Origin of the sequence: Methanoregula sp. (assembly GCF_049518935.1) — an archaeon.
Taxonomy (GTDB): domain Archaea; phylum Halobacteriota; class Methanomicrobia; order Methanomicrobiales; family Methanospirillaceae; genus Methanoregula.
Genome location: NZ_JBEKRH010000003.1, coordinates 68,447 through 89,963 on the forward strand (window position 1 = coordinate 68,447; position 21,517 = coordinate 89,963).

The window sequence follows — 21,517 nt, forward strand, 5'->3', positions numbered from 1 at the left end:
GCCCTCCGGGTATTCGGGAATTCTGTCAACCCTTCAGCTAGGGTTTGCTGTACCGGTAACCATTACCGGGAACCAGAATCTCGAATCGTGCACCTCTTCCCGGCTCCCCTGTTTCCTGGATAGTCATACCGGTTATGCCCAGAATTTCCCTTGCAAGATACAAGGAGTGTCCCCGTTTTTTCTGGAACTCCCTTTCAAAAATGGTAGTTTTCAGGTTCTCCGGAATACCCATGCCGTTATCTTCGACAACGAGCATCAGCTTGTGGTCGATTACCCGATACCGGAGCGTGACCTCTGTTGCCGTCACGCCATGTTTCAGAATGTTATCGGCAAGCACCTGGAAAACCTGCTCCATCAGCGGATCAGCAAAAACCTCAAGCCCGTCCAGCTGTATTGTATGCCGTATCCTGAGGAAATCCAGATGGGATATGGCAAGAAGGAACACATGGCTGACATTCTGCCATTGAGGTGGTTTGATCCCAATGTCCTGGTAACTTTTTGCAAAATTCAGTGAATCGGAGATCCTCTGGACTGAAATTTCTTCCTTCCCCATAAGGGAAACGATCTTTTCATCGGTTACTTTCTCTCTTATCATCTGGCGGTAGGCCATAAGGGTGAAGAGTGCATTCTGGATATCGGAAAAGGTCACGGTGTTGAGGAGACTGAGTTTCTTTTTTGCCTGTTCCAGAGCATTATCCCGCGTGTTTCGCTCGGTTATATCCCGGTGGAACGTGATTAACTGGCCGACCTGGGGCCCTGCATATACTACGCTGACTTCCACATCGATGATCCTGCCGTCCCTGCACCGGTATTTTGTCTCGAACCGATCGAATCCCCGTTCGAGAATTTCCCGGGTATGACGGGAAATTTCCTCCGCGGTCTCCTGAGCCTCAATGGAATGGAGTGACATATGCAGCATTTCGTCCCGGGTATACCCCAGCATCCTGCAGAATGTATCGTTGACATCGACAAACGATCCCCCTTTTATATCGACAACGCCGAACCCGTCCATTGCCGTCCTGAGAATTGACTGGTACTCCTTCTCATTCGTGCTGAGCTCAAATCCCGCCCTGCGAAGTTCCTCATATTTCTGCCGGAGTTCTTCTTCCCTTGCCACGAGCTGGTTATAGGTCTTCCGGAGTTCTTCCTCGGCCTCCATTCGTTTCTGTTCTGCCCGATCGATCTCAGTACTTACGCTGCCGGAGATGCTTCCCACGACAAATGCGGTGAGAAGCGTGAAGACAAGGATGATCAATGCAAGCCCGATGGCACTGCTGGTCCTGATGATTGAAGTGAAATAAATCTGGAGCAGTTCTGTGGAAAGGATGATGATCAGGGTGAGGGGAATGAATGTACGAAGAAGCCGGGCCTTGGTCGAGTTTCCGGTAAGATATGCCTGGGGAGCAGCGGAGGGCCCGACGGCTGTCATCAGGCCGAATCCGATGAGAAAGAGAGCGCAGGCTGAGAGAAATGTGATCGGACTGATCGACGAGCCGGAAAATATCGGGGCCTGGTAGAGGTAGGAGAGGATGAAGACGATGCTGATGAATGACGTGATTATACCAATGATCCCGACGAGGTCACGGAGATTGTGATGCCTGTCGGAAAGATCGGGCACGAAAAGAAGGACAAGTAAGATAACAGAAACAGGGATAATGAGTCCCACCGTCACCGGTGATAATGGAGTGACCTGGTATCCGGAGATCAGGGAACCCACCTGTCCCAATATGTCCCCAAAAATAAAGTGGCTCCCGGCTAATGCATAGGGAAATTCGAGAGCGGCCCCGATCGCCAGAAAGCCAAGAACCGCCGCACCGGCTGCACGTATTCCTCCCTGAAGTGGCCGGTGTGCATGGAATGCAAGAACACTTCCCAGAAAGAGCCAGGTGAGTGCCGCACTGAAGGTTATCTGCAGGTTTATTGAACCGATCGCGGGAACCAGCGGGAACGTGAGAATTATGCCGGCAATACCGAGAATACCAATCAGTGCGGTTCCTGTTCCACAAGCGATTGTGAGGATTCTGTAAATAAAATCCGCATGAGTTCCCTCTTGTGCAGATATCTCATATGAATTCATATCAGACCCCCAGTACCCCTGACCCGGATCCCCGTTCAGGGTGCTATAACCTGTAATGGAGTTCGTGCGCTGCCCCACATAAACGTATTGTATGAACAAGCGGGCATTCCTGCTCCGTCTGATCAGATCCCTTCAGGAGCAGGTATGGTTTGTCAGTCTCCAGTAATGGCATATTTCTGTTGTTACGGGAATCCTGATGCTGCGTTGTACGTCCGTTTCCGGTGTGTTGTGTGACAATTACTGTCGTGATACCTGGCATGAAAAGATAGTGATGGCGATCCCCGGTTTGGGACCATTCAGGATCGATGGACGGAGGATCAAGCCGGAGGTTTCATTCGGGATTACTGACAATGATCAAAACTGAGCGTGCATACCGTGACAAAAAAGATGGATAACCTTCTGGACTCCCTTATCGTTCCCCCGGGGAAACAGATTGATCTCCGGAACGACTATGATCCCGGCCATATCGGCCATTTCATGTCAAAGGAAGATGCCGGGGAAGCTATTGCTGCAGGTATATCTCTCCTGTCCCTCCAGCAGGATAAGCTGTATGCGCAGGATACGTACGCGCTGCTGATTATATTCCAGGCCATGGATGCTGCCGGGAAAGACAGCACGATAAAACACGTGATGTCCGGTGTGAACCCTCAGGGTGTCCAGGTCACCAGCTTCAAGGTCCCGAGCGTTGAGGAACTCGATCACGATTATCTCTGGAGGAATTGTATTGCCCTCCCCCGCCGGGGCGATATCGGCATTTTCAACCGGTCATATTACGAGGAAGTCCTTGTCGTCCGGGTCCACCCGGAATTTCTTGATCGCCAGCATCTGCCCCCGCAACTCCGTGACCGGAATATCTGGACCCGGCGGTTTGAAGAGATCAATAACTTTGAAAAATACCTGGCGGATAACGGGATCATCGTACTGAAATTCTTCCTGTATGTTTCAAAAGAGGAACAGAAGAAACGGTTTCTCCAGCGTGTCGATGAACCGGATAAGAACTGGAAATTTTCGGCCGCAGATATCCGTGAGCGGGCCTGCTTTGAAGACTATATGGATTCCTATGAGGATATGTTCAACCATACAAGTACCATCCACGCTCCCTGGTACATCATCCCCGCCGATCATAAATGGTTCACCCGGCTTGCCGTCGTTTCCGTAATTCATCGGACACTTGACCGCCTTCATCTGGCATACCCGACAGTCACTTCGGAAGAGAAAGAGGCATTGCTCAAGGCAAAGGCTGAGATGGAGAATGAGAGTGAGGGCCCCGGCAGTACCAGGAAGGAGGAAAAGAGGAGTGGCGGAAAAAAAGCCTGATTTTTTCAAATATTTTTTTTAAAACAATCACAGTTAACTGTGATATATGCATAAGTGCGTCGTATATAGTTAAATTTCAGTCTTTTTTTTCTTACATATTGTAGTTGTCGTAAGGGGGCATATTTTTTGTGATCTTGCCTATCCGGCGATCCGGTTCCGGATCTCCGGTTTCCGGTTCCGGTTTTTTCCCACGAAAATTTTCTCAATTTTTTCCGGGTTCAAATAAACGCCAGATTTGGCAATCCTAGCGGATAATCCTAGCGGACAGCTTTTAATTATTATTAAAGGAACGACATAAAATACAAAATTTTGGAAAATTTTATACCGACAAAACCGCCAGAGAATTCCGGACCGGATCGCCGGAGGAGATCGATATGATAACTGCCCATCTTGGTCGGGACAGCGGACTACCCTACGGCAAAAGGCAGGTTCTTTTCGACCTGGGTATACATTGACACGTTTGGACCGAGATCGCCAAACTGGGGGGCATGGTGACCGCGAACCATCGATCTTGCAAGGATACGCAGGCACCCGTACCGGGATCGGGCGTTATTGGAGTTTTTCATACCAACCGAATTTAGCTACTTGAGACGGAAAAAATAAGATGCATATCATTTTCACAAACTTCACGCAAAATAAATATTCGGTGCCTCACGGATGTCATGGCATAAACCATCATTTCCAAGCACTTGATTGTCATTATGACAACTGATTACTGCATTATTAAAACTTGAAGCAATGCTGTTATAATTAGCTATTTCTTTAGATTCGTCACTTTGACTGATCTGCATGTTCTGATTCAATTCATCGGTATTGATCTGAATATTTTGATATAAGGCAAGTGATAATTGATCTTCTTGAATAACACGAATTGACGCCTGACAATTCTCTTCTCTTTGAATTGCATCTTTTGCCATCGAGTAGTAATTAAGTAATTGTTCTGTGCTAGAAGTTCCAGCAGCAGCGGATTGGGCGGTGGTGAACGCCGCAGTTCCTTCATTTTTTAATGAAATACACTGATAATTATACTGATTATACAGATCTTGATAATCATTGTAGTTTTTGATATTTCCTCCCGATTGAATAATTGCGCCGACTACATCAGGATTTTGTTGTATTAAAGGAACCGATGGGTCGGAATCGTAGTATTGCCCTCGAACTTCGTACTTATGACCGACAAGACTTGTACATCCTGCAACTAGGATTACGCTGAGGAGCAAGGTTATCAAAATTAGCCAGGTTACGTTACGCATTCTTCATCTTCTCCAATTCGGCTTTTGCTGAATTTAATTTAATTTCTGTCTTCTTGGCTGCCTCGGATTTTAAGTAGGTCCAAATGTTTGCACTACAAAAAATCAATACACCTATCACAAACCCCGGGGTTCCGTAACCGGCTGCGATCCAGAAAAAAAATGCTAAAATAACTCCCGCAATCTTAAGGAAGTCTAGCCCGATATGGGAATTCTCCTTACTGAACTTTTCTTGCAGCAGTCGAATTTCATGTTCTTTCAACAGGATGAACGTAGCAATCTGTCTGTCAGCGATAGTTGGAGTTGGTTTTTTCGCGAGGTTTGCACCATACGAATTGTTGCTTACCGGTGGCACGTACTCTATCAGTTGTGGTAGTTGCTGAACGGGGGGTGGTTGATTTGCGGGTATTTGCGATTCATTTGAAGGAATCGGAAGTTTCGCTCCACATTTAGGACAGAACGGCATATTACTTTCTACAATCGGATTGCCGCATTCGGGACAAAATTTTGCCAAGTTATTCCTCCAACGGATACCGAAATGCAATGACTATTATCAATAGATTTAATTCCGCCTTACAATACAAAAAAGTATGTATCTATTCAGTATCTTTAACCAACCAACAAAATATGCATTCACTACTCTGTATTTATCATGCCGAAAATCTCCGGAAAATCGAAGGAGAGGGTCAGTTTTAGTTGTGATCCTGCCCCCTTCAAAAAAATGCATGACTCAGTTAAAGCCGGAGAAGCATCGTCAATTTCAGCCTTAATCAATACTGCAATTACTTTCTACTTTGATAACCGCGATAAAACCCCGAAAGATCAGGTCGTTGAATGGCTCAAATCCGATGACGGAGAGCAATATATAGAGACAATTTTGAAAAGGATCGCAGCGAAGAAAAAATAAAAAAGTTATCTCAATTCGCAGATTTTTACGGTTCTGTCAATTCTTCGGCAGCCAACCCATTTTCTTCGGGATAACTTTCTCAAGAATTGCCGACAACTTGACAGAGGTCTATATGACCAATATTTCAGTTCATCAAAATTTTTCCAATGTCTATTTGCATCGGACAGTCTTCTTATGTGGGGCTAACGATAGCGAAAACCAATTCCTTCAAGGGGTCAATTTCCCCAATTTGGTCTTTCCGTTAATTGTAATTAAAGGAAACTAATATATTGTTAATTGTGATTAAAGTAGAAAAATCGCTTTCTCTTGCGTTACATAATCATGGAAATCGCTATTAGGTAAACAAAAGAAGAGATAGCACAATTTGTTTTAAATCATTTAATATATTTGCAGTTAAGATTATTTTAGTGATTACATGGATTACGGCGCGATGATAACGGATTCGTTCGAATACGCAAAAGAGGCTCTTGTGGGAAAGTGGGGTCGCTGGATGATCTTCATCCTTATCAGCCTTCCCTTCGCTCTGATTAATTTTGTATTTGATCCCCAAAAGATCATTGACAAGACAACGAAAACGTTCCATTGGGAGCTCGTCCACTGGGATCAGATTGCAATCCTCATTGTCGCCGGGTTGCTTCTTATGATTTTCTTCGCCGGATACGAGGTCCGGATTTACCGGGGCATAAAACCAGCTCCGGAGTTTGACAACTGGAAAAAGCTCTTTATTGATGGGCTGAAAATGAGCATCGTCACACTCCTCTGGTTCCTGCCCATTATTGCCACAATACTCGCCGGACTTGGGATTATTTTCTTTGATACAGAGATAGCGAAAGGCTCGACCGGTATTGTTGCTGTAGTTTCGGTAATCACCATGATCCTGATGATCCTCCTTGCCTTTGTTTTTCTTATTGTTTTTTTCCTTTATGCAGTTCTGGGATCGATACGATTCGCCCGAACCGGAAGTATCCGGGAGGGAATACGATTTTCGAAGATCTCGGAGGTTATCAGGACGATGGGGTGGCTCTCATATATCACCGCGCTCATCGTTCTTGTGGTACTCTATGCGGCCTTCTGGATTATCCGTGCGTGCCTGTCTATTATCCCGTTTGTAGGCTGGATTCTTATCATGATTATCAATCCATTCTTCCTCATCCTTACAGACCGATACTTTACCCTTGTGTACGAGCAGGGGGAAATCCAGCAGGGTGCTGCGGTCCAATAATAAAATTTTTTTTCATTGTGTGAATTTATACTCGTTTCATCCGGCGCCAGGCATTTCCCGAGCCCCACTTTCTCCCGGGTAAGGACGGCCCGGCTCCCCGCGACCTGGGCCGACACCGCATCCCCACCGGCGCCGTGGCTGTGGCCGGGACCGGGGATCGATAACGGGCACGGCACACCTGGAGATTTGCGGGACCGACGAGGCGAGATGGTGATCGGGAGCAGGGAGGGCATAGTAAAATTTTTTTAAAAGAAAACCGAGTCAGTGAAGCAAAAAAGAGCTCGGCAGAGATATTCCTATTTTGTTAGTTTATTGATTATTTTACCGAGTAAAAATCCGAATCCGGCGCTTGGCAAGCTAAACAAAATTCCACCAATTCCGGCAAAAAAACATCCAATCAACCCCCCAGCCAGAAGCCCCGCCAAAAGCAAATAATGATCCCAGGCTTTTATCGAAATATTAGTCTCATCAACAATGAATTCGGGTAGTTTTTCCTTTAACAACATATAAAATTTTAATGTTTCTTTTGGTCCACCAATGCTTGTCAAATATTTTTGAACATAAGTTATAGAAAATAAAATTGATTTGTTGTCATATTCAAGGCTTATTGCTCTTTGACCGCTTCTAAGGAACCCGAGGGTTTTGAAATTCATTCTTGATATTGCGTTTAGTGGAATGTATAAAAATTCGCTTGGACCAAAAGAAGAATGAATAAAAAAAATTATTCTTTTATTGGTCAAAACAACAATACCAGGAGATTGTACAATTAATTTTCCTCGAAAAAGGATGCCTCTATTTTTAAATTCAATATTCTCGTTAGGTAAAAGATTAACACTTTTTTCAAACTCTTTTTCAAGTATTACTTTGTATTTTTCTGTAAGATAACTCATAGAGATAAATTAATTTAGAGATCTAATAAATTCTCCTTAAACATTCAGTAAAAAACATATACATCCTACAACTGAATGTGGTGTGACACGAATTTTCCCCACGCTCAGATAGGATCTGAATTTTATCATATTCGCTGGTATTTTTCGTAAATTTCTTAGATAAATAAAAAATTAAGCACATTTTATTTATTTTATTAATACATGCACGCATTTTGGTTATTATTTGAATTATAGTTTGAAAAACCCACCTGCCCTACACCATAGCTCGTGAAAGTACTACCTATTGATTGTATTGATTGACTGGTAATCCCGGGGGAGCCTGTTGGTATTCCACTCCAGAGCCTATCGCTCGCTACACTAATGGTAGCGTCCCATGCAGCCACATTCCAATTGATCGGCTTTCCTCCTAAATATTCGGCACCAACATTTGTGAAAGTAGTACCTTCAATTGCAACTGAACTTCCCTCTGCGAATCCTCCATAGGCTCCTAGAAATTCTGCTGATATGAGTCCGGCATTGTATCCTAAGTCTGCAGATACAGCATTACCTACTATATCTACTCCGTAAACCACCGGACTCGAAGTCGGCATTAATACATTCAAACCAGTTTTTCCTGCCTGATTATTATCACTAAGGTCGTTTATATATGCGCCAGTTAAACCCCCAATGCCTCCTGCGATCAGAACCGCCAGATCATCGTCCCCCTCAATTCTGCCTGTTGGATCAATCCGGTTCACAGGATTATTTCCCGTATAGACGTATTTGTTGATATCATGAGTTATATATTTGTCAGCCGGGAATGAATCCCTGGTAATGAAACGTCCAATACTGGGATCATAGTACCTCTCTCGTAAGAATATCAATCCAGTCTCGGGGTCCTGTTGCTCAGCCCGGTAAAGGAAATCATTATCAGAGTGATCATCCGCACTGAAATAGAAATCATGATCATTATGATCTGATGCAGGATTTAGCTCGCCAAATGCATCATAAGAATACGCGGCTCCACTGTTCCCTTTGCGGTCACTCAAACTGCCTATACTTCCCAGTCCATCGTACAGATAATAGATCTGTCCTCCGCGAGAATCTGGATCAGTCGTGGAGATTCGTTGTAGGCCATACGTGTAAAGAGCTGTTTCTTTTCCCTCAGATTCGGTAAGAACCTGTGGCAGACCCATGTTGACATCCCACAGGTATTGGGTAGAGTCTGTTCTTTTATCAAGGGTTACGGATTTGCCGATACGGTTACCATCTCCGTCATAGGCAAATTGAACAATGAGACTTTCATTTTTATCGTATGAAGAATTCCTGGCAATATCTGCATCTTTCCCATTCAGGGAATCTTTGGAATCAGGCTCGTGTATGGGAGACGTGGATGAGATAGATACCGTGCTCAATCTGTTGGCAGCATCATACCTATAGGAGGTTGTCCATTCCGGTTCACTCTTTTTAATAAGATTCCCGTCATTGTCATAGGTATACGTGGTCCTGCCCGCCTGCAACAACTCATCACCTGCATCGTAATTGTAGTTGATTGTTGAGCTCGATTTACCAACACCGGTAACCATACTCAGGCGGTTACCCATGGGATCATACGTATATGTCACTGTGTTACCAAGAGGGTAGGTCACTTTGTTCAGGCGGTTAAGGTTGTCATATCCGTAGGTGGTAACTAAAGAATTGTCTTTGTCTGATCCTTTATCGTTCTGTTTTGATGCGTTATTTAATCCGATTTCTGATTTATCAATTCCTTGTTCTGGCGATTCTTCAGAATGTTTCTGATCAAACTTTTCATTGACGTTAACGCGATTCCCGACAGCATCCCGCGTATACTCATAACTGGAGACTATCCCCTCTCTATCCTTATTGACCAGGTTGATCAACCGGTTATCCTTGTCATAACTGTATTCGGTGTTAATCCCGTTGGGATACGTCATCCCTGCCAGGTTGCTGTTCGCATCGTACACATAACTTGTGACATTACCGGTCCAGTCAGTTACGCCACTGATCCTGTTGAGGCCATCATAGGTGTACGAGACGGCCTTTCCATCAGGATAGGTCATCCTGAGGGTATTGCCAACTGCATCGTAGCCATAGGTTACCGTTCGGCCGCCGGGATTGGCAACGCTTGTCAGCTGATTAATCCCGTCATACGCATAACTCGTTGTCCCCGAACCATCAGCCATCGACACCCGGTTACCAATGGCATCGTAGGTGTAACTCACCGATGTTTTGTCAGGGTATGATATGCCGGTGAGCCGGTTTAACGCATCATACGTGAAACTGGTGGTATTTCCATTATTGTCCGTCATACTGAGCGTATTGCCAACTGCGTCGTAGCGGTAACTGGTACTGTGTCCCAATGGGTCGGTAATGGTGGTCAGACGGTTCAATGGATCATAGGCGTAATTTGTAGTATGGCCGTTTGCATCGGTCATTGTTATGAGATTAAACACCGTGTCATAGGCATAATTCACGGTTCCACCCGAGGCATCAGTGACTTTCGTGAGCTGGTTCAGGGAATTATATGAATAGCTCGTTGTTCTCCCAAGAGCATCAGTAGAACTGATCCGGTTACCAGCAGCGTCGTAGCTAAATCTCGCGCTTTGACCTAACGGATCAACAACAGTAACCAGATGATCAAGTGCATCATAGCTGAATGTGCTGACGCCGCCCTTGGCGTCAACTGTGCCAACCAGGCGCCCGACACCATCATACGAGAGCATGATGTTATTACCAAGGGCATCGGTTATGGCAGTCGGGTTGCCATTGTTGTCATATGCAAGGCTGGTACCATGCCCGTTGGCATCTTTATTACTAATCACCTGTCCATAGGGGTCATAAGCAAACGTTGTAACTGATCCTATTGCATTGGTAACCTTAACCGGGTTGCTGTTTGCATCATAGGTGAATGTTATCTGACGTCCTAATGCATCTGTCCCGCTGACGAGGTTATTATTTGAGTCATAAGTCAGACTCGTGCTAGACCCCGATGGATCAACAACCTGGATTATATTTCCAACTGCATCGTAGGTGAAATGTGATGTATGGCCATTCGCATCAGTTGAGCTGATTCTGTTTCCCTTATCATACGCGTACGAGATGGTGTTGCCCAGATCATCAGTCTCACTGAGTTCCCAACCATTATTGTCAAAAGTGTAAACTGTCTTCCTGCCTAAAGGATCGGTTTGGGTTGTTATCCGGTTATTGATATCATAATTGAAGTTATATACAGCATTCAGGGCGTTGCTCTGATTGATCACGCGGCCGTTTCCATCATAGGTATTATGCATGATCTGGATTCCGTTTGGATTCGTTATTGAGGTCATCCAGTGGTTGTTATCGTACGTATAGCTGTATTCCCCGCCCATGGCATCGGAAAACTGGACCAGGTTGCCATTTGTATCATAGGTATACTTCGAAGTCCGGCCTGTTGGATCGGCGATTGAAATGATATGTCCTGCTGCATCGTAGGTAAAGGTCAGTTTCCTGCCGGAAGAATCCGTCACCTGAGTAAGATAATTACCGGTATAGGTGAGACTTATGGTATTTCCATTGTTATCCACGATACCGGTCAGTTGACCGGCAGGTGTGAAATGATACGTAATGTGATTTTTCATTTCAAGGGTATAGGAACCATCTGCATTCTTGGTTAGCGTATCATACACACTCGGCGGGGGAGAATATGTACCATCGGGATTAAGAATATACAGATCCCTCCGGCCGTCTTCTCTTTTCACCAGTATATTTCCATTGCCGGCGATGACAGTCAGGTTCATATTGTAATTGAACGTCCAGCCAGTGCCAAAAGGCCCGCTATAGGAATCCAGGGAATTGTAATTACGGGCAACTGTCAGGGGTAACCCGCGACCCGGGATGGACAGGTCCTGATGTTGGTAAAAATAATTTCCTGTTGCCAGATTAATCGGCTCATTGGAAGATCTGGAATACTGGCTGGATGAGCCAAACAATGACTGTACATTTATCGAGGGCAAACCTAACGTTGCATCATATAAGTAATAACATTGCGCATTCTTGCCTGGAGGCGCCGCATATTGGGAGAAATCAAATATCGGACTATATTGTGGAGTCCCGTCAGGCAACATGACCCCGATCTGCCATTGTGAGCCGATCCATCCACACACATCCACCGCAACGCATGTCACTCCACTCAGATCTGTCGGAGTGAAAATTGGAATTCCATTGGCAATACCATGGAACCATCCCCAGGGTCCCCCTGCTGCCCATCCCGAACCCAGAGGAGCGTGGATTTCCATGAGGCCCTGGTTATAGCCATCTCCAACGCAGGAACCGGATGCCGACGCAGCAGTTGCCAGGTGCGCCTTGTGCGAAACCTGCGAAAGGCCACCTTGAGAGATAAGCGTCTTGTTATCGGGAGGCGGACTGCTCGTTAATACTTTTAGAGCATTGGATCCGCTCGTTGCGTTCGCGCTGCTGTTCCCGGAATCTGCTGCCAATACTGGTGACATTGTAATTGCAACCATTGCCAAAACAAGCAGCACACATGCAAATTGATGAATTTTTTTTCCAATCATAATATGTCCACTCCGACCTAAAAACAGCGAGAACCAATAAATAACCCAGATTATTATTGAAGTCCATTCTGCTTTTTGCCGATATAGTAAAGATTGAATCTTTACAACAGAATTATTTTTGTTTTAGTTCGTTTATAAATATTGTGAAATGAATTTAATTAGTTAATTGTCTTGGATATTCAAGAAATTAATAGGCGAAGCTTGCAGGTTTTTTACCAACAAACAATCTTATTTTCTGGCCCAGTAATGATGCTTTTAATTAGAATTAAAGAGGCTTTGTATCCCCAACAATTTCTAGTGAAAATGATTATCGTCAGAAATTCAGTAGAGCCAAAAAAGAATGATTTATCCTGAACTACGGTCATTATTTGTTATAATCAGATCCGGCTCCTCGGGTTTTTTTGCTAATAGTCCCATCCCCTGCCGGCACCATGGTGATTGTATGCAGGAACCTGTTCAGGAGACAACCTCTCAAGTTTCGGAAGAAAAATACCGGATGCTGATTGAAGGCATCAACCAAGTTGTTTTTGAAACTGACAAATATTCCCGGATGACCTACATCAGCCCGGCGGTCGAACCGATGCTCGGATATACTCCCGGTGAACTGATTGGGAAATGCATTTCCGACTATGTAGCTCCCGATGAACGGGAATATATCTGCCAGCGCGTACGGGCAGTGATGGGCGGTAACATTCGGCCCACGGATTACCGGCTTGTCCATAAGGACGGGAGAATTGTTCATGTACGGTCAATATCGAGTCCAGTCTATCATAATGGCGAAGTAACCGGGATAACCGGGCTTATAGGTGATATCAGCACTTGGAAGCGAGTTGAAGAAGAACTCTCTGAAAGCGAAGAAAAAGTCCGGATTATTGTTGAGAAATCAAAGGACGGGATTTTTCTTCTCGACGAATCCGGACGGATTATCGAATGGAACCTTTCGCTGGAGCTGATGACAGGCATTCGGCGATCTGATGCGGTTGCGGTTTTTCTCTGGGATCTTTCCTTAAACCGGCTGGCGCCCGGACCCGATTCACCCGAGAAAATACCAGTATTTCCTGAGGATCAGTACGCACAGCTCTCCAGAACGGGGTTATCGCCTTTGCTCAGTTCGGTTCAGGAATTTTCGATACGACGGAATGACAGGAGCGTACGATACATTGAAGCCAGCCTTTTCTCGGTACCGACCCTGCAGGGATTTCTGACCGGGGGTATCCTCCGGGACGTCACCGAGCGTAAACAGTCAGAAGACGCGATCCGGGAAGCAAACAAAAAAATGAACCTCCTTAACAGCGTGACCAGACATGATATAAACAATATGCTGGCCGTTTATTCCGGATACCTCGCCCTTCTTGCAGAGTCATCGCTCTCGCCTTCAGCAGATACGATGGTGAAAAAACTTCTGGCAACGACCGAAAGAATCCAGCGGGTCGTGCAATTCACCCGGGAATACCAGGATATTGGCATCAAATCCCCGGTCTGGCAAAATCTGGACGAGGTGTTCCTCGAATCATGTTCCTCCATTGAAATGAAAAACATCAGGATAATCCGGGATCCTCTTTGCAGGAATATCAGGGTTTTTTCGGATCCCCTTCTCATCAAGGTATTTCATAATCTCATCGATAATTCCCTGCGACACGGAAAAAACGTATCGGAGATAAGAATCCGTTGTGAATTCAGGTCCAAGGATCTCGTAATCCTGTATGAAGATGATGGCGCTGGCGTGAAAATGGAAGATAAAGAACGGATATTCGAGCGTGGGTTCGGAGAACATACCGGTTATGGTCTCTTTCTGATACGCGAGATCCTTGCCATGACAAAATCCTCGATAAAGGAAACGGGAAACTATGGAACGGGAGCCCGGTTCGAGATACACATTCCCGCTGGGTTGTATAAAAAATCCCGGAAAACGGAATTGTAATGTTTTATACCATGATTGGATGTTGTTGCATATACGGTTGATCGCCAATTATTTCACCTTGTAAATTTTTTCAAATCACGCCCTGGAGATTTTGATGTATGCTTTTTTTTTAATTCTGATTCAAATCAATCCTGGCGTAAAATGTCGAACATATGACGTCCACCGTTTTTTCACGAGGATATGTGTCAATAAATTTATCTAAATTTTGTTTTGGAACGATTTTAAAGGTTTTTTCGAGGTTAAGTCTCAAATTGGTCTTTAAAACGTGATTTGGGGATTATATATACGTCCGATTTTCTCTCAACGAATTGGGCTCCGTTTTCAAAATTACACCACTTTAGACAAACTTTAATTTTAGAAAATCCTTAAATCGCTGAGTTTTAGAAGGAGATGAGGAAATCCTAGCACAATGCTTGGTCGAATCAATTTGATTTTTTTGAAAGGGTTAAAGTTGTTCGCCTGTTTCGCGTTTTGAGCAAAAACCAATTGCTCGTTGCATTGGGTCAGAATTTCCTCAATTCGGTGCTAATTTATGAATTTGGTCAACCTACTAGTGCCATCGGAGCCTGTATTTGGCTCCGATTCGGCATTTTATAAAATTAGTTGGAAACTATCCATCTCCCAATGACATTCCATAGGTTTGATAAATAAACGTGGGTCAAATTTTCAATACATTTCTGGAAAATTTATTCACATAAAGATTGACGTCGTAAAAGGTTCAATTTAATTTCACCCTAGTGCTCAATAGTGTTGGAACAGGAAAATGAACTCCGAATGTTATTGGCGAAATCTTTTGAAGACCATCCCCTTTTACTAAAACATAGGCATGCTATCATCATGGCCGTGAAAAAGAGTGTTGTATCCTGGAAGGCTGCTACTTGGCGATCTCCTGTCCAACATTGATGGCAGTACTCGTTATTACGCGTCTGGTGGCGGATCTCATGGGTGATGATCGTATAAGTGGCAAGTGGCAAATAAAAAAAGGTCGGGTTTAATGGTACCCACGCTGGGGGGTTTAGACGGTATCAGGGAAGATAATTCTGTAATTTCCTGATGAGAGCGAGTTGATTATTGGCTTCTTTTTTCTTTTCCCTTTCGATATTATCCATTATTGCAGTTATGGGTTTTGCCAGCTCGTAGACCTTCATCGGTCGACCTTTGTTCTTGGTGGAGTTCTCGCGACTTCTGATCCAACCCTGATCAATCAGGTACTTCATGGCAATGCTGACTTCGGGCTGCCGCATATCAGTCCCGCGCTCGATTGCCCGGGAGGTTGCTTCCGGTGTGCTCGCAAGGAACACCAGCACCGTTGCAACGTTTTTCTTCGTTCCAATTTCGATCAACAAATTGGCGAATTCTTCTTCCTGTTCAGTAAAATATTGGACGCTTTCCTGTTTCATGGCCACACCAGATTATCTCGGATTAATCTAATTTTGTATTTTTATAGCGTTAAATGCATTCCGGTTTTATTTTGTGACGATTTTTGAATTGATCTAACTATACCAATTATCATAATATATAGTGGAACAAATAACATTAATGGAATATTCTAAATGGTGGTTCTTCTCACATGGATGAGCAGATAAAAAATGAGTTAGAAATAATTGGCGGAGGAATAATATGGTTCGCAGTTCTTCTTGCGGGCTTTACCTCATTAACCGTAATAGCCGGCGGTTTATACCTCGGATTTCTTGGAAGTAAGATGTATCGCTAGTCCTGGCAGATAATTCGCTAGGACAACTTTTAATCAGAATTAAAAAATTCAAACTACTTTGAGTTGAACAATCTGCTGCAATTTTTCCTTTTATGTAAACAAAAGAAAACGGGGTATAACCGAATTATTTTCTCGTTAGTTCCAATTAAAAAAATCCGAGGTAGAGTTGCCGACGAGAATTTTGGAAATCATCGGTAATTAATGAAAATCAGTTGTAAAATTTCGAAGACACCCCAGAATAATTAGAGGGAGAAAATGTGTTAAATTATTACGTATTTTTTTATCCAGGATAATAACAGAAAGATACGGATCTTATTGGAAAATATATGTTGGTGAATTTCGAATAATACAAAAAAATGATTGAAGAGAATATTCACGAGGAGAATTTTTCATTCACGAGGATTTTACGAGCCTAGTGAATGCAATTCTTACAAATTTCTTTTTCAAATAATTTGGTACAATTGTTTTCGTAATTCTCAAATTCTTTTGTGATTTGTTGTTTTTTCATTATCTTTTCAATAATTTTTTCAATATCTGTTTGCGATAGATTCGAATACATGAGTCCTCTTGCACCTTCGAAGTTGCAATTTAAAGCAGCATAAGCTTGACCATAATTTAATGCCATGTTTATTTGAGTTTTTGAAAATTTTTTCAATCCGGATAAATTAGATCTTCCTAATTGGTGAATAATTCCGGCAGTACACCAATCACCAGAACCTGTAGAATCAATAAAATTGTCAATCTCATATGCATCTATGACAGACCATTTTTTCACACCAGATTTAACAGAACTTTGTCGATATCGGATTCCTTTTTCCCCCAAGGTTTGGATTTCTAGTGGGATTTGGTAATTTCGATCATCCGGAAAATTGTCAATTCTTTCATCTGAATATTTGACAATATCAGAGATGGCTATGCATCTTTCAAACAATTCACTTTTCTTAACACTAGAGGGTTCAAAAAATATTATACTTCCTTGGCGTTTTAAGTGGGTTGCTATATCAAATGTGCTTTTTGAGATCCGGTCAAAATAAAATACATTCGCTCTTGGTAGAGTATTCACAATTATTGAAGCATCTTTTTGTTGAAGTGGCCGATAATGTGGTAATCTCGATCCGCAAAATGGACATGTCCATTCAAATTTATGATTTAATTTTCCCGTTTTTTGCTTTTTTATTCTTTCAATAACAATTGGAGTATCAACATCCTCTTCATTAAAAATATATTTTGTTTTGACACCCCAAGACTTGATATCCTTCAAAATATATTTGGAAGCAAGATCTTTTCCTAAGCGAGAAATCGGAAATGCTTCCCAACCCCAATAGGCAAGAATTGTAAGGACATTTCCACATGACCCCCCAGCCCAATAATTTGGTGAATCCCCGAGGATATCATTAAACACAACATCGAGTGCAAAATATCCCGATCCGATACACACTGGCGAGGCGGATTTATTCACTTTTTTAATTTTCTGCATTTAAACACCAATCAATAACAGAGAAAAAATTTCAATCTGATTTGACTCCTCTTCAGAGATCTCTTCAATATTGTACCCTTGTGGTACAATAAGTGCTATTGCCACATTATTCTCACTTTTTTTCAATTCATAAACTGCTAGAAGTGCACCGATTGATAATAATTTACTTGACAAGGGGGAGATCGCTACTTTACAACCACCTAATGGCCTTAACGCTTCGTTATTATAATGGATAATACGGTGTATTTGGCGATACAAATCAAACGGATTTTTTTCAGAAGCATAGATTATGTTTCTAGGCTCAACGTTTTCTTGATCAAATAAAAAATCACGGTATTCTAATAGGAGATTATCGCCCCGTCGGGGATCTATTGATGGGGATGGCAAAACAGGCCAGATTTCATCGGGGGTGACTTTTTTAAGTATCCCTTTTAAATGCTCTTTTCTTTGTTCACCAAGAATCGGTATCCAGATAGTTGGAATATTTTGTGCTGATTCGTTCTCTAAACCTGATGTAAATCCACGTAAGAAAAAAGCATCCGTGATCAGATCCACTTCAATTATTTTTCGATCTATAATTGCGCTCTCGGCGACAATAATATGGAAATTTGGAACTTTTTTTGTGGAGTCATCTTTTCGATAATCATCTATTAAATAGAGAATTTTTCCAATTAATGGGAAATAGACATTTTTCGGTAAAGCACTAATGTCGACAATAATATCAGTATAATCTAACAATTCACCAATGTTGGATATAATATCTTTAGATTTTATATCCCCAATAGGTCTTCCATCATCAGACCACATTGATATTTTTTTAGGGGTATGTTTTCGACATTTTTTTAATAGAACATTTAATTTTCCCCTGTTATGTTCAAGTTTATCAGCGTGTTTTTTTGACGGAGAAGATGCACCCTCGTGATACTCAATGGAAATGCAATCACAATTTATGGAAGGAGTTGAGTTTACAAGTGCATCTAAACCTAAACACATTCTTAAATCAAATCCAATTCCGATTACGTACAATAATTTTCTCTCTTTTTCTTCCAAATACAATTTCCAAAAGGGTTGAAAATCCTCCCCCTTCTTCAAAAAATAATTTGACCAGTGAAGATTAGAAGGGTTGAACATTGATTTCATCTCCTCCCACTTCGTTTCTTCGCGGGTCTTGGTATCCCACGTTCAATCCATTCAACTAATTCATCGATTTTTTTTGGTTTCCAGCCACCCTTCTGAAGAGGTAAATCAAAATGTAAGCAGAGTAATCGATTTAAATACAATACCTTCCACGTATGATTTATTTTCCCTTGATTGATTTCTGTAAAATCTTCGAGCAAATTCAGTGAAATACAGACATAAATCACTTTAGCTAATGGTTGAAATTTTTCATTGTTTTTTTCGGTGTCAGATAAGACAATTTTTTGAAAATCTTCGTCGGATATTCCGATTCCGGTGATACCTGGTGCGTATGGGGCATTCGGTTTAAAAGTTTCATCAGTCGCCATTTGATGAAATGCTTTTAAAAAATTTATTACATCTTGATTATTTGAAACTCGACGCGGAATCTCATTCCAACGCTTACTTGCACTCTTTTTTAGAATTGCCTCTTGTCTCTTTGCTTCTAAGTATCCAGTTTTTTTGAGTCTTTTTGAATAGATAATCTCATCAAATAAATCTCCCGTTAATTCGAGGAACTGTTCAATATTATTTGATGCCAGCGTCGATAAATTTGAGAAACCGTAAACGTAAGGTATATTGAATTCCTTTGAAATAAAAAATTCTGCTGCCGATTTTACGGCCCCAGATTCTTGTTTTTCAAGGGTCTCTTCCGGAATTGGTAGGTCTTCAAATAACCTCTGTTGTCCTCTTATTTTATCACGTTCAATCAAAATTTCAAGTTTTTTCCATTTAATTGCATTTTCTCGTGGGGTTCCTTGAAGTTTTTCGTTAGTGCTAATCCATTCATCATAGAGTTTACTTGAAGCTGCCTTTTTTTTCACTCGTTCTGAAATAACATTACACGCAGTAGAATATGGTTCGTACCAATTCATGCCATCAAGAGAATTTTCTAATAAAGAAGCTAATGTTGCACTTTGAACATCCTTCGCTGATTTCAATCGAAGGTTTGCAATATTATCCATCGCTTTTTCAAATTTTTTAAACTCTCTCCAAAAAATTTCTAGGTTTATTGGCCGGTTGTAATCTCTTCCAATGATGTCACCAGGATTGAAAAATTCACTGGGTTTCAAAGCGGATAAACGTTCGCCCACCCATACACCTAATGGTAAACGAAATTCCGATAAGGAACCATACAAATTCTTTCTTTGAATTGGAGAAAGCGAATGAAGATCGTCTAACATCAATAATATATGATTTGCAATGGGTTGCCCATCAACCAACAGTCCTTTAGGATTTAAAATATTCAAACAATAAAGAGTATCATGACCAGATAGTGAATCTATTGGTTCAGAAGAAAAACTATCAATTGCTGCGCTTACTTCAACTTCAATTTTTGATGCCCAATCGTTCAACTTCCCAGCGTCACAAGGAATGGGCAATATCGGAGAAATGTCACGATCATAACATTTGGTTATCTGCAATTTTTCTAAATCATTCGGATAATCGAGTCCTTTCAGATACAATGCATTTCTCAATGATGCGATAATTATTCTTGCATTGATTAAAGCGAAAAAAAGTCGGTTTTTTTGAGGTCTTTGCAGATTAATATCTTCAAGATTTGCATAATTCTTTGCACAAGACAGATAAATTCCCAAGACCTTTGGGCCTTTATCGGATATCGCATCAATTTCTTTCAATGCGTCAAATAATGGTTTGATATCCTCATCCGCTCTCATTTGATAGAGTGTAGATAGTGTCTTCGGAGTGAAAAGTCGGAATAATGTTGTTTTCCCCGCACCAGGAGAACTCCGGAATGGTTGAATTGATCTCCATAAATCATCCTTAGGTAATGAATTTAAAGCATCTATACCAAAAAGGCGTAAAAAGAAATCATCATCGATGATTTTTTCCGAGGTGCGCAATCTATAGGGATTTTTTATTTCCATTTTTTACACCTCCATGCCTACTGACACGCGGAAATAAGCCCCAATACTTTCGATTTTCTTCAAACCATAATAGTGGTATTGAATTATTTGGAGTATTATGGCTCAGAATCAATGGTAATGCACATTCATCAAAGCCTAAATAAGGACGAGTACATTTCCCTTTCTCATAATGCTCATCGATGATATCTTCATCAAAATAATGTTCAAGAATTTTAATTAATTCCGGATCGGCAGCAAAACTTGAGATATTAGAATTATTCAATCGATAAACACAGAAAATATCACATTTTATCTTCGCTGGGTCAAAGATTTTCGTTATCATTTCTTGAATATGGTCAATCGCTTGATTCGTCGCGATATACAATATTACACAAATGTGGCAGTTGGAGTGATCAATCAACTGATACATGGGATTTTTCGGATCGGTAATATTTTTATAAAATCTAAAAATTTTACCGTCGTAATCTTTGTCTCCATCTTCGTATCTCAAATAGCTTATTCCACTTGCAGAAAAATCATCTAATAAAAAGAGAAGACGAAATCTGTTTTGGTCATCAGAATATTTTTTTCCGTCGTGAAGATCTGATAATCCGCGGTTTAACTTTTTGAGCATATCTTTTGCTTTTTTTTCTGTGATTTCGTATGACTGATAGATTTGTTCATTACTAATTTCTGGGTTAAATCGACGGAAAATATCTGTATGTGCTCCATCACTAAGACCAAGAAATAAACTTTGCCTTAGTAGAGTCTGGTATTCTTGAGACTTTATGATGGTATTTACATTATATTCCGGAATGCCATTTTGAACTGCAGCTTTTTTAATAATAAACGGTCGAATCACATCAGGAAAAGAAATTGCTACAAAATGGCTTAATTCCGTAGAAGATATAAAAATAAGATGTTTTTTAATAAATTCAAATGCTTTAATTTTTTCATCTTGCGTTTTAAACTGATCTAGCCATCGCGCGAGACTTTCGATGTATTTCATTCCAGAAAAATATTGCTCATACTGATCATACTTAAATAAGGCCAATGCCTCGATTTTAGGCATTTCACGAGTTAAATCTTCAGCAGACCAAGTCATTATTTTAGAGAATAACTGTTCGGCCAAATTTGTCTGCATT

Annotated in this window: 16 protein-coding genes; 5 read left to right on the forward strand and 11 right to left on the reverse strand. The window is 41.8% G+C overall.

From position 1 onward, the window contains the following. Positions 1 to 37: 37 nt before the first annotated feature. Positions 38 to 2,077 (reverse strand): PAS domain S-box protein, encoded by a 2,040-nt coding sequence (locus ABSE13_RS03575; protein WP_424027119.1) that lies wholly within the window; start codon positions 2,075 to 2,077, stop codon positions 38 to 40. Between the two features lie 375 nt (positions 2,078 to 2,452). On the opposite strand from ABSE13_RS03575, the gene ABSE13_RS03580 reads away from it, so the two are divergent. Further along, complete coding sequence (locus ABSE13_RS03580) at positions 2,453 to 3,394, forward strand: polyphosphate kinase 2 family protein (protein ID WP_424027120.1); 942 nt, start codon at positions 2,453 to 2,455, stop codon at positions 3,392 to 3,394. A 407-nt stretch (positions 3,395 to 3,801) separates the two neighbouring features. On the opposite strand, the gene ABSE13_RS03585 is transcribed toward ABSE13_RS03580, so the two are convergent. From ABSE13_RS03585 to ABSE13_RS03595, 3 genes are read right to left on the reverse strand one after another with little or no spacing between them, the layout of a single operon-like run. After that, positions 3,802 to 3,960: a hypothetical protein gene (locus tag ABSE13_RS03585; RefSeq protein ID WP_424027121.1), complete on the reverse strand. Its 159-nt coding sequence runs from the start codon at positions 3,958 to 3,960 to the stop codon at positions 3,802 to 3,804. A 60-nt stretch (positions 3,961 to 4,020) separates the two neighbouring features. Next, positions 4,021 to 4,647, reverse strand: coding sequence for a hypothetical protein (locus tag ABSE13_RS03590; protein WP_424027122.1), 627 nt, complete (start codon positions 4,645 to 4,647; stop codon positions 4,021 to 4,023). Beyond that, positions 4,640 to 5,158 carry a zinc ribbon domain-containing protein gene (locus ABSE13_RS03595; protein ID WP_424027123.1) on the reverse strand — a complete coding sequence of 173 codons (519 nt, stop codon included), beginning with the start codon at positions 5,156 to 5,158 and terminating at the stop codon, positions 4,640 to 4,642. The genes ABSE13_RS03590 and ABSE13_RS03595 overlap by 8 nt, the downstream gene beginning before the upstream one ends. 138 nt (positions 5,159 to 5,296) lie before the next feature. On the opposite strand from ABSE13_RS03595, the gene ABSE13_RS03600 reads away from it, so the two are divergent. Both ABSE13_RS03600 and ABSE13_RS03605 read left to right on the forward strand, forming a co-directional pair. After that, entirely contained in the window at positions 5,297 to 5,551 is a 255-nt protein-coding gene (locus ABSE13_RS03600; RefSeq protein WP_424027124.1) for a hypothetical protein, read from the forward strand. A 415-nt stretch (positions 5,552 to 5,966) separates the two neighbouring features. Continuing rightward, entirely contained in the window at positions 5,967 to 6,773 is an 807-nt protein-coding gene (locus ABSE13_RS03605) for a DUF4013 domain-containing protein (protein WP_424027125.1), read from the forward strand. Positions 6,774 to 7,069: 296 nt separating this feature from the next. Here ABSE13_RS03605 and ABSE13_RS03610 read toward each other — a convergent pair whose 3' ends face one another. Further along, positions 7,070 to 7,663 carry a PH domain-containing protein gene (locus tag ABSE13_RS03610; protein WP_424027126.1) on the reverse strand — a complete coding sequence of 198 codons (594 nt, stop codon included), beginning with the start codon at positions 7,661 to 7,663 and terminating at the stop codon, positions 7,070 to 7,072. Between the two features lie 194 nt (positions 7,664 to 7,857). After that, positions 7,858 to 12,216, reverse strand: a complete 4,359-nt coding sequence (locus tag ABSE13_RS03615; protein WP_424027127.1) for a DUF6531 domain-containing protein — start codon at positions 12,214 to 12,216, stop codon at positions 7,858 to 7,860. 442 nt (positions 12,217 to 12,658) lie between these two features. Here ABSE13_RS03615 and ABSE13_RS03620 point away from each other — a divergent pair, with 442 nt between their 5' ends. Next, entirely contained in the window at positions 12,659 to 14,137 is a 1,479-nt protein-coding gene (locus ABSE13_RS03620; protein WP_424027128.1) for a PAS domain-containing protein, read from the forward strand. Positions 14,138 to 15,162: 1,025 nt separating this feature from the next. Here the strand turns inward: ABSE13_RS03620 and mreA are convergent. Further along, complete coding sequence (mreA, locus tag ABSE13_RS03625) at positions 15,163 to 15,537, reverse strand: MreA family transcriptional regulator (RefSeq protein WP_424027129.1); 375 nt, start codon at positions 15,535 to 15,537, stop codon at positions 15,163 to 15,165. Between the two features lie 170 nt (positions 15,538 to 15,707). Between mreA and ABSE13_RS03630 the strand changes: the two genes are divergently transcribed. Then, positions 15,708 to 15,851: a hypothetical protein gene (locus ABSE13_RS03630; RefSeq protein ID WP_424027130.1), complete on the forward strand. Its 144-nt coding sequence runs from the start codon at positions 15,708 to 15,710 to the stop codon at positions 15,849 to 15,851. A gap of 412 nt (positions 15,852 to 16,263) precedes the next feature. Here ABSE13_RS03630 and ABSE13_RS03635 read toward each other — a convergent pair whose 3' ends face one another. Genes ABSE13_RS03635 through ABSE13_RS03650 form a run of 4 tightly spaced genes read right to left on the reverse strand, consistent with a single transcriptional unit; the run spans position 16,264 to position 21,516 of the window. Next, positions 16,264 to 17,328 (reverse strand): PfkB family carbohydrate kinase, encoded by a 1,065-nt coding sequence (locus ABSE13_RS03635; RefSeq protein WP_424027131.1) that lies wholly within the window; start codon positions 17,326 to 17,328, stop codon positions 16,264 to 16,266. Continuing rightward, positions 17,329 to 18,468 (reverse strand): hypothetical protein, encoded by a 1,140-nt coding sequence (locus ABSE13_RS03640; protein WP_424027132.1) that lies wholly within the window; start codon positions 18,466 to 18,468, stop codon positions 17,329 to 17,331. Continuing rightward, on the reverse strand, positions 18,465 to 20,393 hold the full coding sequence (locus ABSE13_RS03645; RefSeq protein WP_424027133.1) for an ORC-CDC6 family AAA ATPase: 1,929 nt from the start codon (positions 20,391 to 20,393) through the stop codon (positions 18,465 to 18,467). Before ABSE13_RS03645 ends, ABSE13_RS03640 begins: the two co-directional genes overlap by 4 nt. Next, positions 20,371 to 21,516 (reverse strand): phosphoribosyltransferase-like protein, encoded by a 1,146-nt coding sequence (locus tag ABSE13_RS03650; RefSeq protein WP_424027134.1) that lies wholly within the window; start codon positions 21,514 to 21,516, stop codon positions 20,371 to 20,373. The genes ABSE13_RS03645 and ABSE13_RS03650 overlap by 23 nt, the downstream gene beginning before the upstream one ends. Between the last annotated feature and the right edge of the window lies 1 nt (position 21,517).

Bases quoted from the DNA above. Each gene is read 5' to 3' on its own strand.
- ABSE13_RS03575 (WP_424027119.1), bottom strand. From the start codon at position 2,077: ATGAATTCATATGAGATATCTGCACAAGAGGGAACTCATGCGGATTTT.
- ABSE13_RS03585 (WP_424027121.1), bottom strand. From the start codon at position 3,960: ATGAAAAACTCCAATAACGCCCGATCCCGGTACGGGTGCCTGCGTATC.
- ABSE13_RS03590 (WP_424027122.1), bottom strand. From the start codon at position 4,647: ATGCGTAACGTAACCTGGCTAATTTTGATAACCTTGCTCCTCAGCGTA.
- ABSE13_RS03600 (WP_424027124.1), top strand. From the start codon at position 5,297: ATGCCGAAAATCTCCGGAAAATCGAAGGAGAGGGTCAGTTTTAGTTGT.
- ABSE13_RS03605 (WP_424027125.1), top strand. From the start codon at position 5,967: ATGGATTACGGCGCGATGATAACGGATTCGTTCGAATACGCAAAAGAG.
- ABSE13_RS03610 (WP_424027126.1), bottom strand. From the start codon at position 7,663: ATGAGTTATCTTACAGAAAAATACAAAGTAATACTTGAAAAAGAGTTT.
- ABSE13_RS03615 (WP_424027127.1), bottom strand. From the start codon at position 12,216: ATGATTGGAAAAAAAATTCATCAATTTGCATGTGTGCTGCTTGTTTTG.
- ABSE13_RS03620 (WP_424027128.1), top strand. From the start codon at position 12,659: ATGCAGGAACCTGTTCAGGAGACAACCTCTCAAGTTTCGGAAGAAAAA.
- mreA (WP_424027129.1), bottom strand. From the start codon at position 15,537: ATGAAACAGGAAAGCGTCCAATATTTTACTGAACAGGAAGAAGAATTC.
- ABSE13_RS03630 (WP_424027130.1), top strand. From the start codon at position 15,708: ATGGATGAGCAGATAAAAAATGAGTTAGAAATAATTGGCGGAGGAATA.
- ABSE13_RS03635 (WP_424027131.1), bottom strand. From the start codon at position 17,328: ATGCAGAAAATTAAAAAAGTGAATAAATCCGCCTCGCCAGTGTGTATC.
- ABSE13_RS03640 (WP_424027132.1), bottom strand. From the start codon at position 18,468: ATGAAATCAATGTTCAACCCTTCTAATCTTCACTGGTCAAATTATTTT.
- ABSE13_RS03645 (WP_424027133.1), bottom strand. From the start codon at position 20,393: ATGGAAATAAAAAATCCCTATAGATTGCGCACCTCGGAAAAAATCATC.
- ABSE13_RS03650 (WP_424027134.1), bottom strand. From the start codon at position 21,516: ATGCAGACAAATTTGGCCGAACAGTTATTCTCTAAAATAATGACTTGG.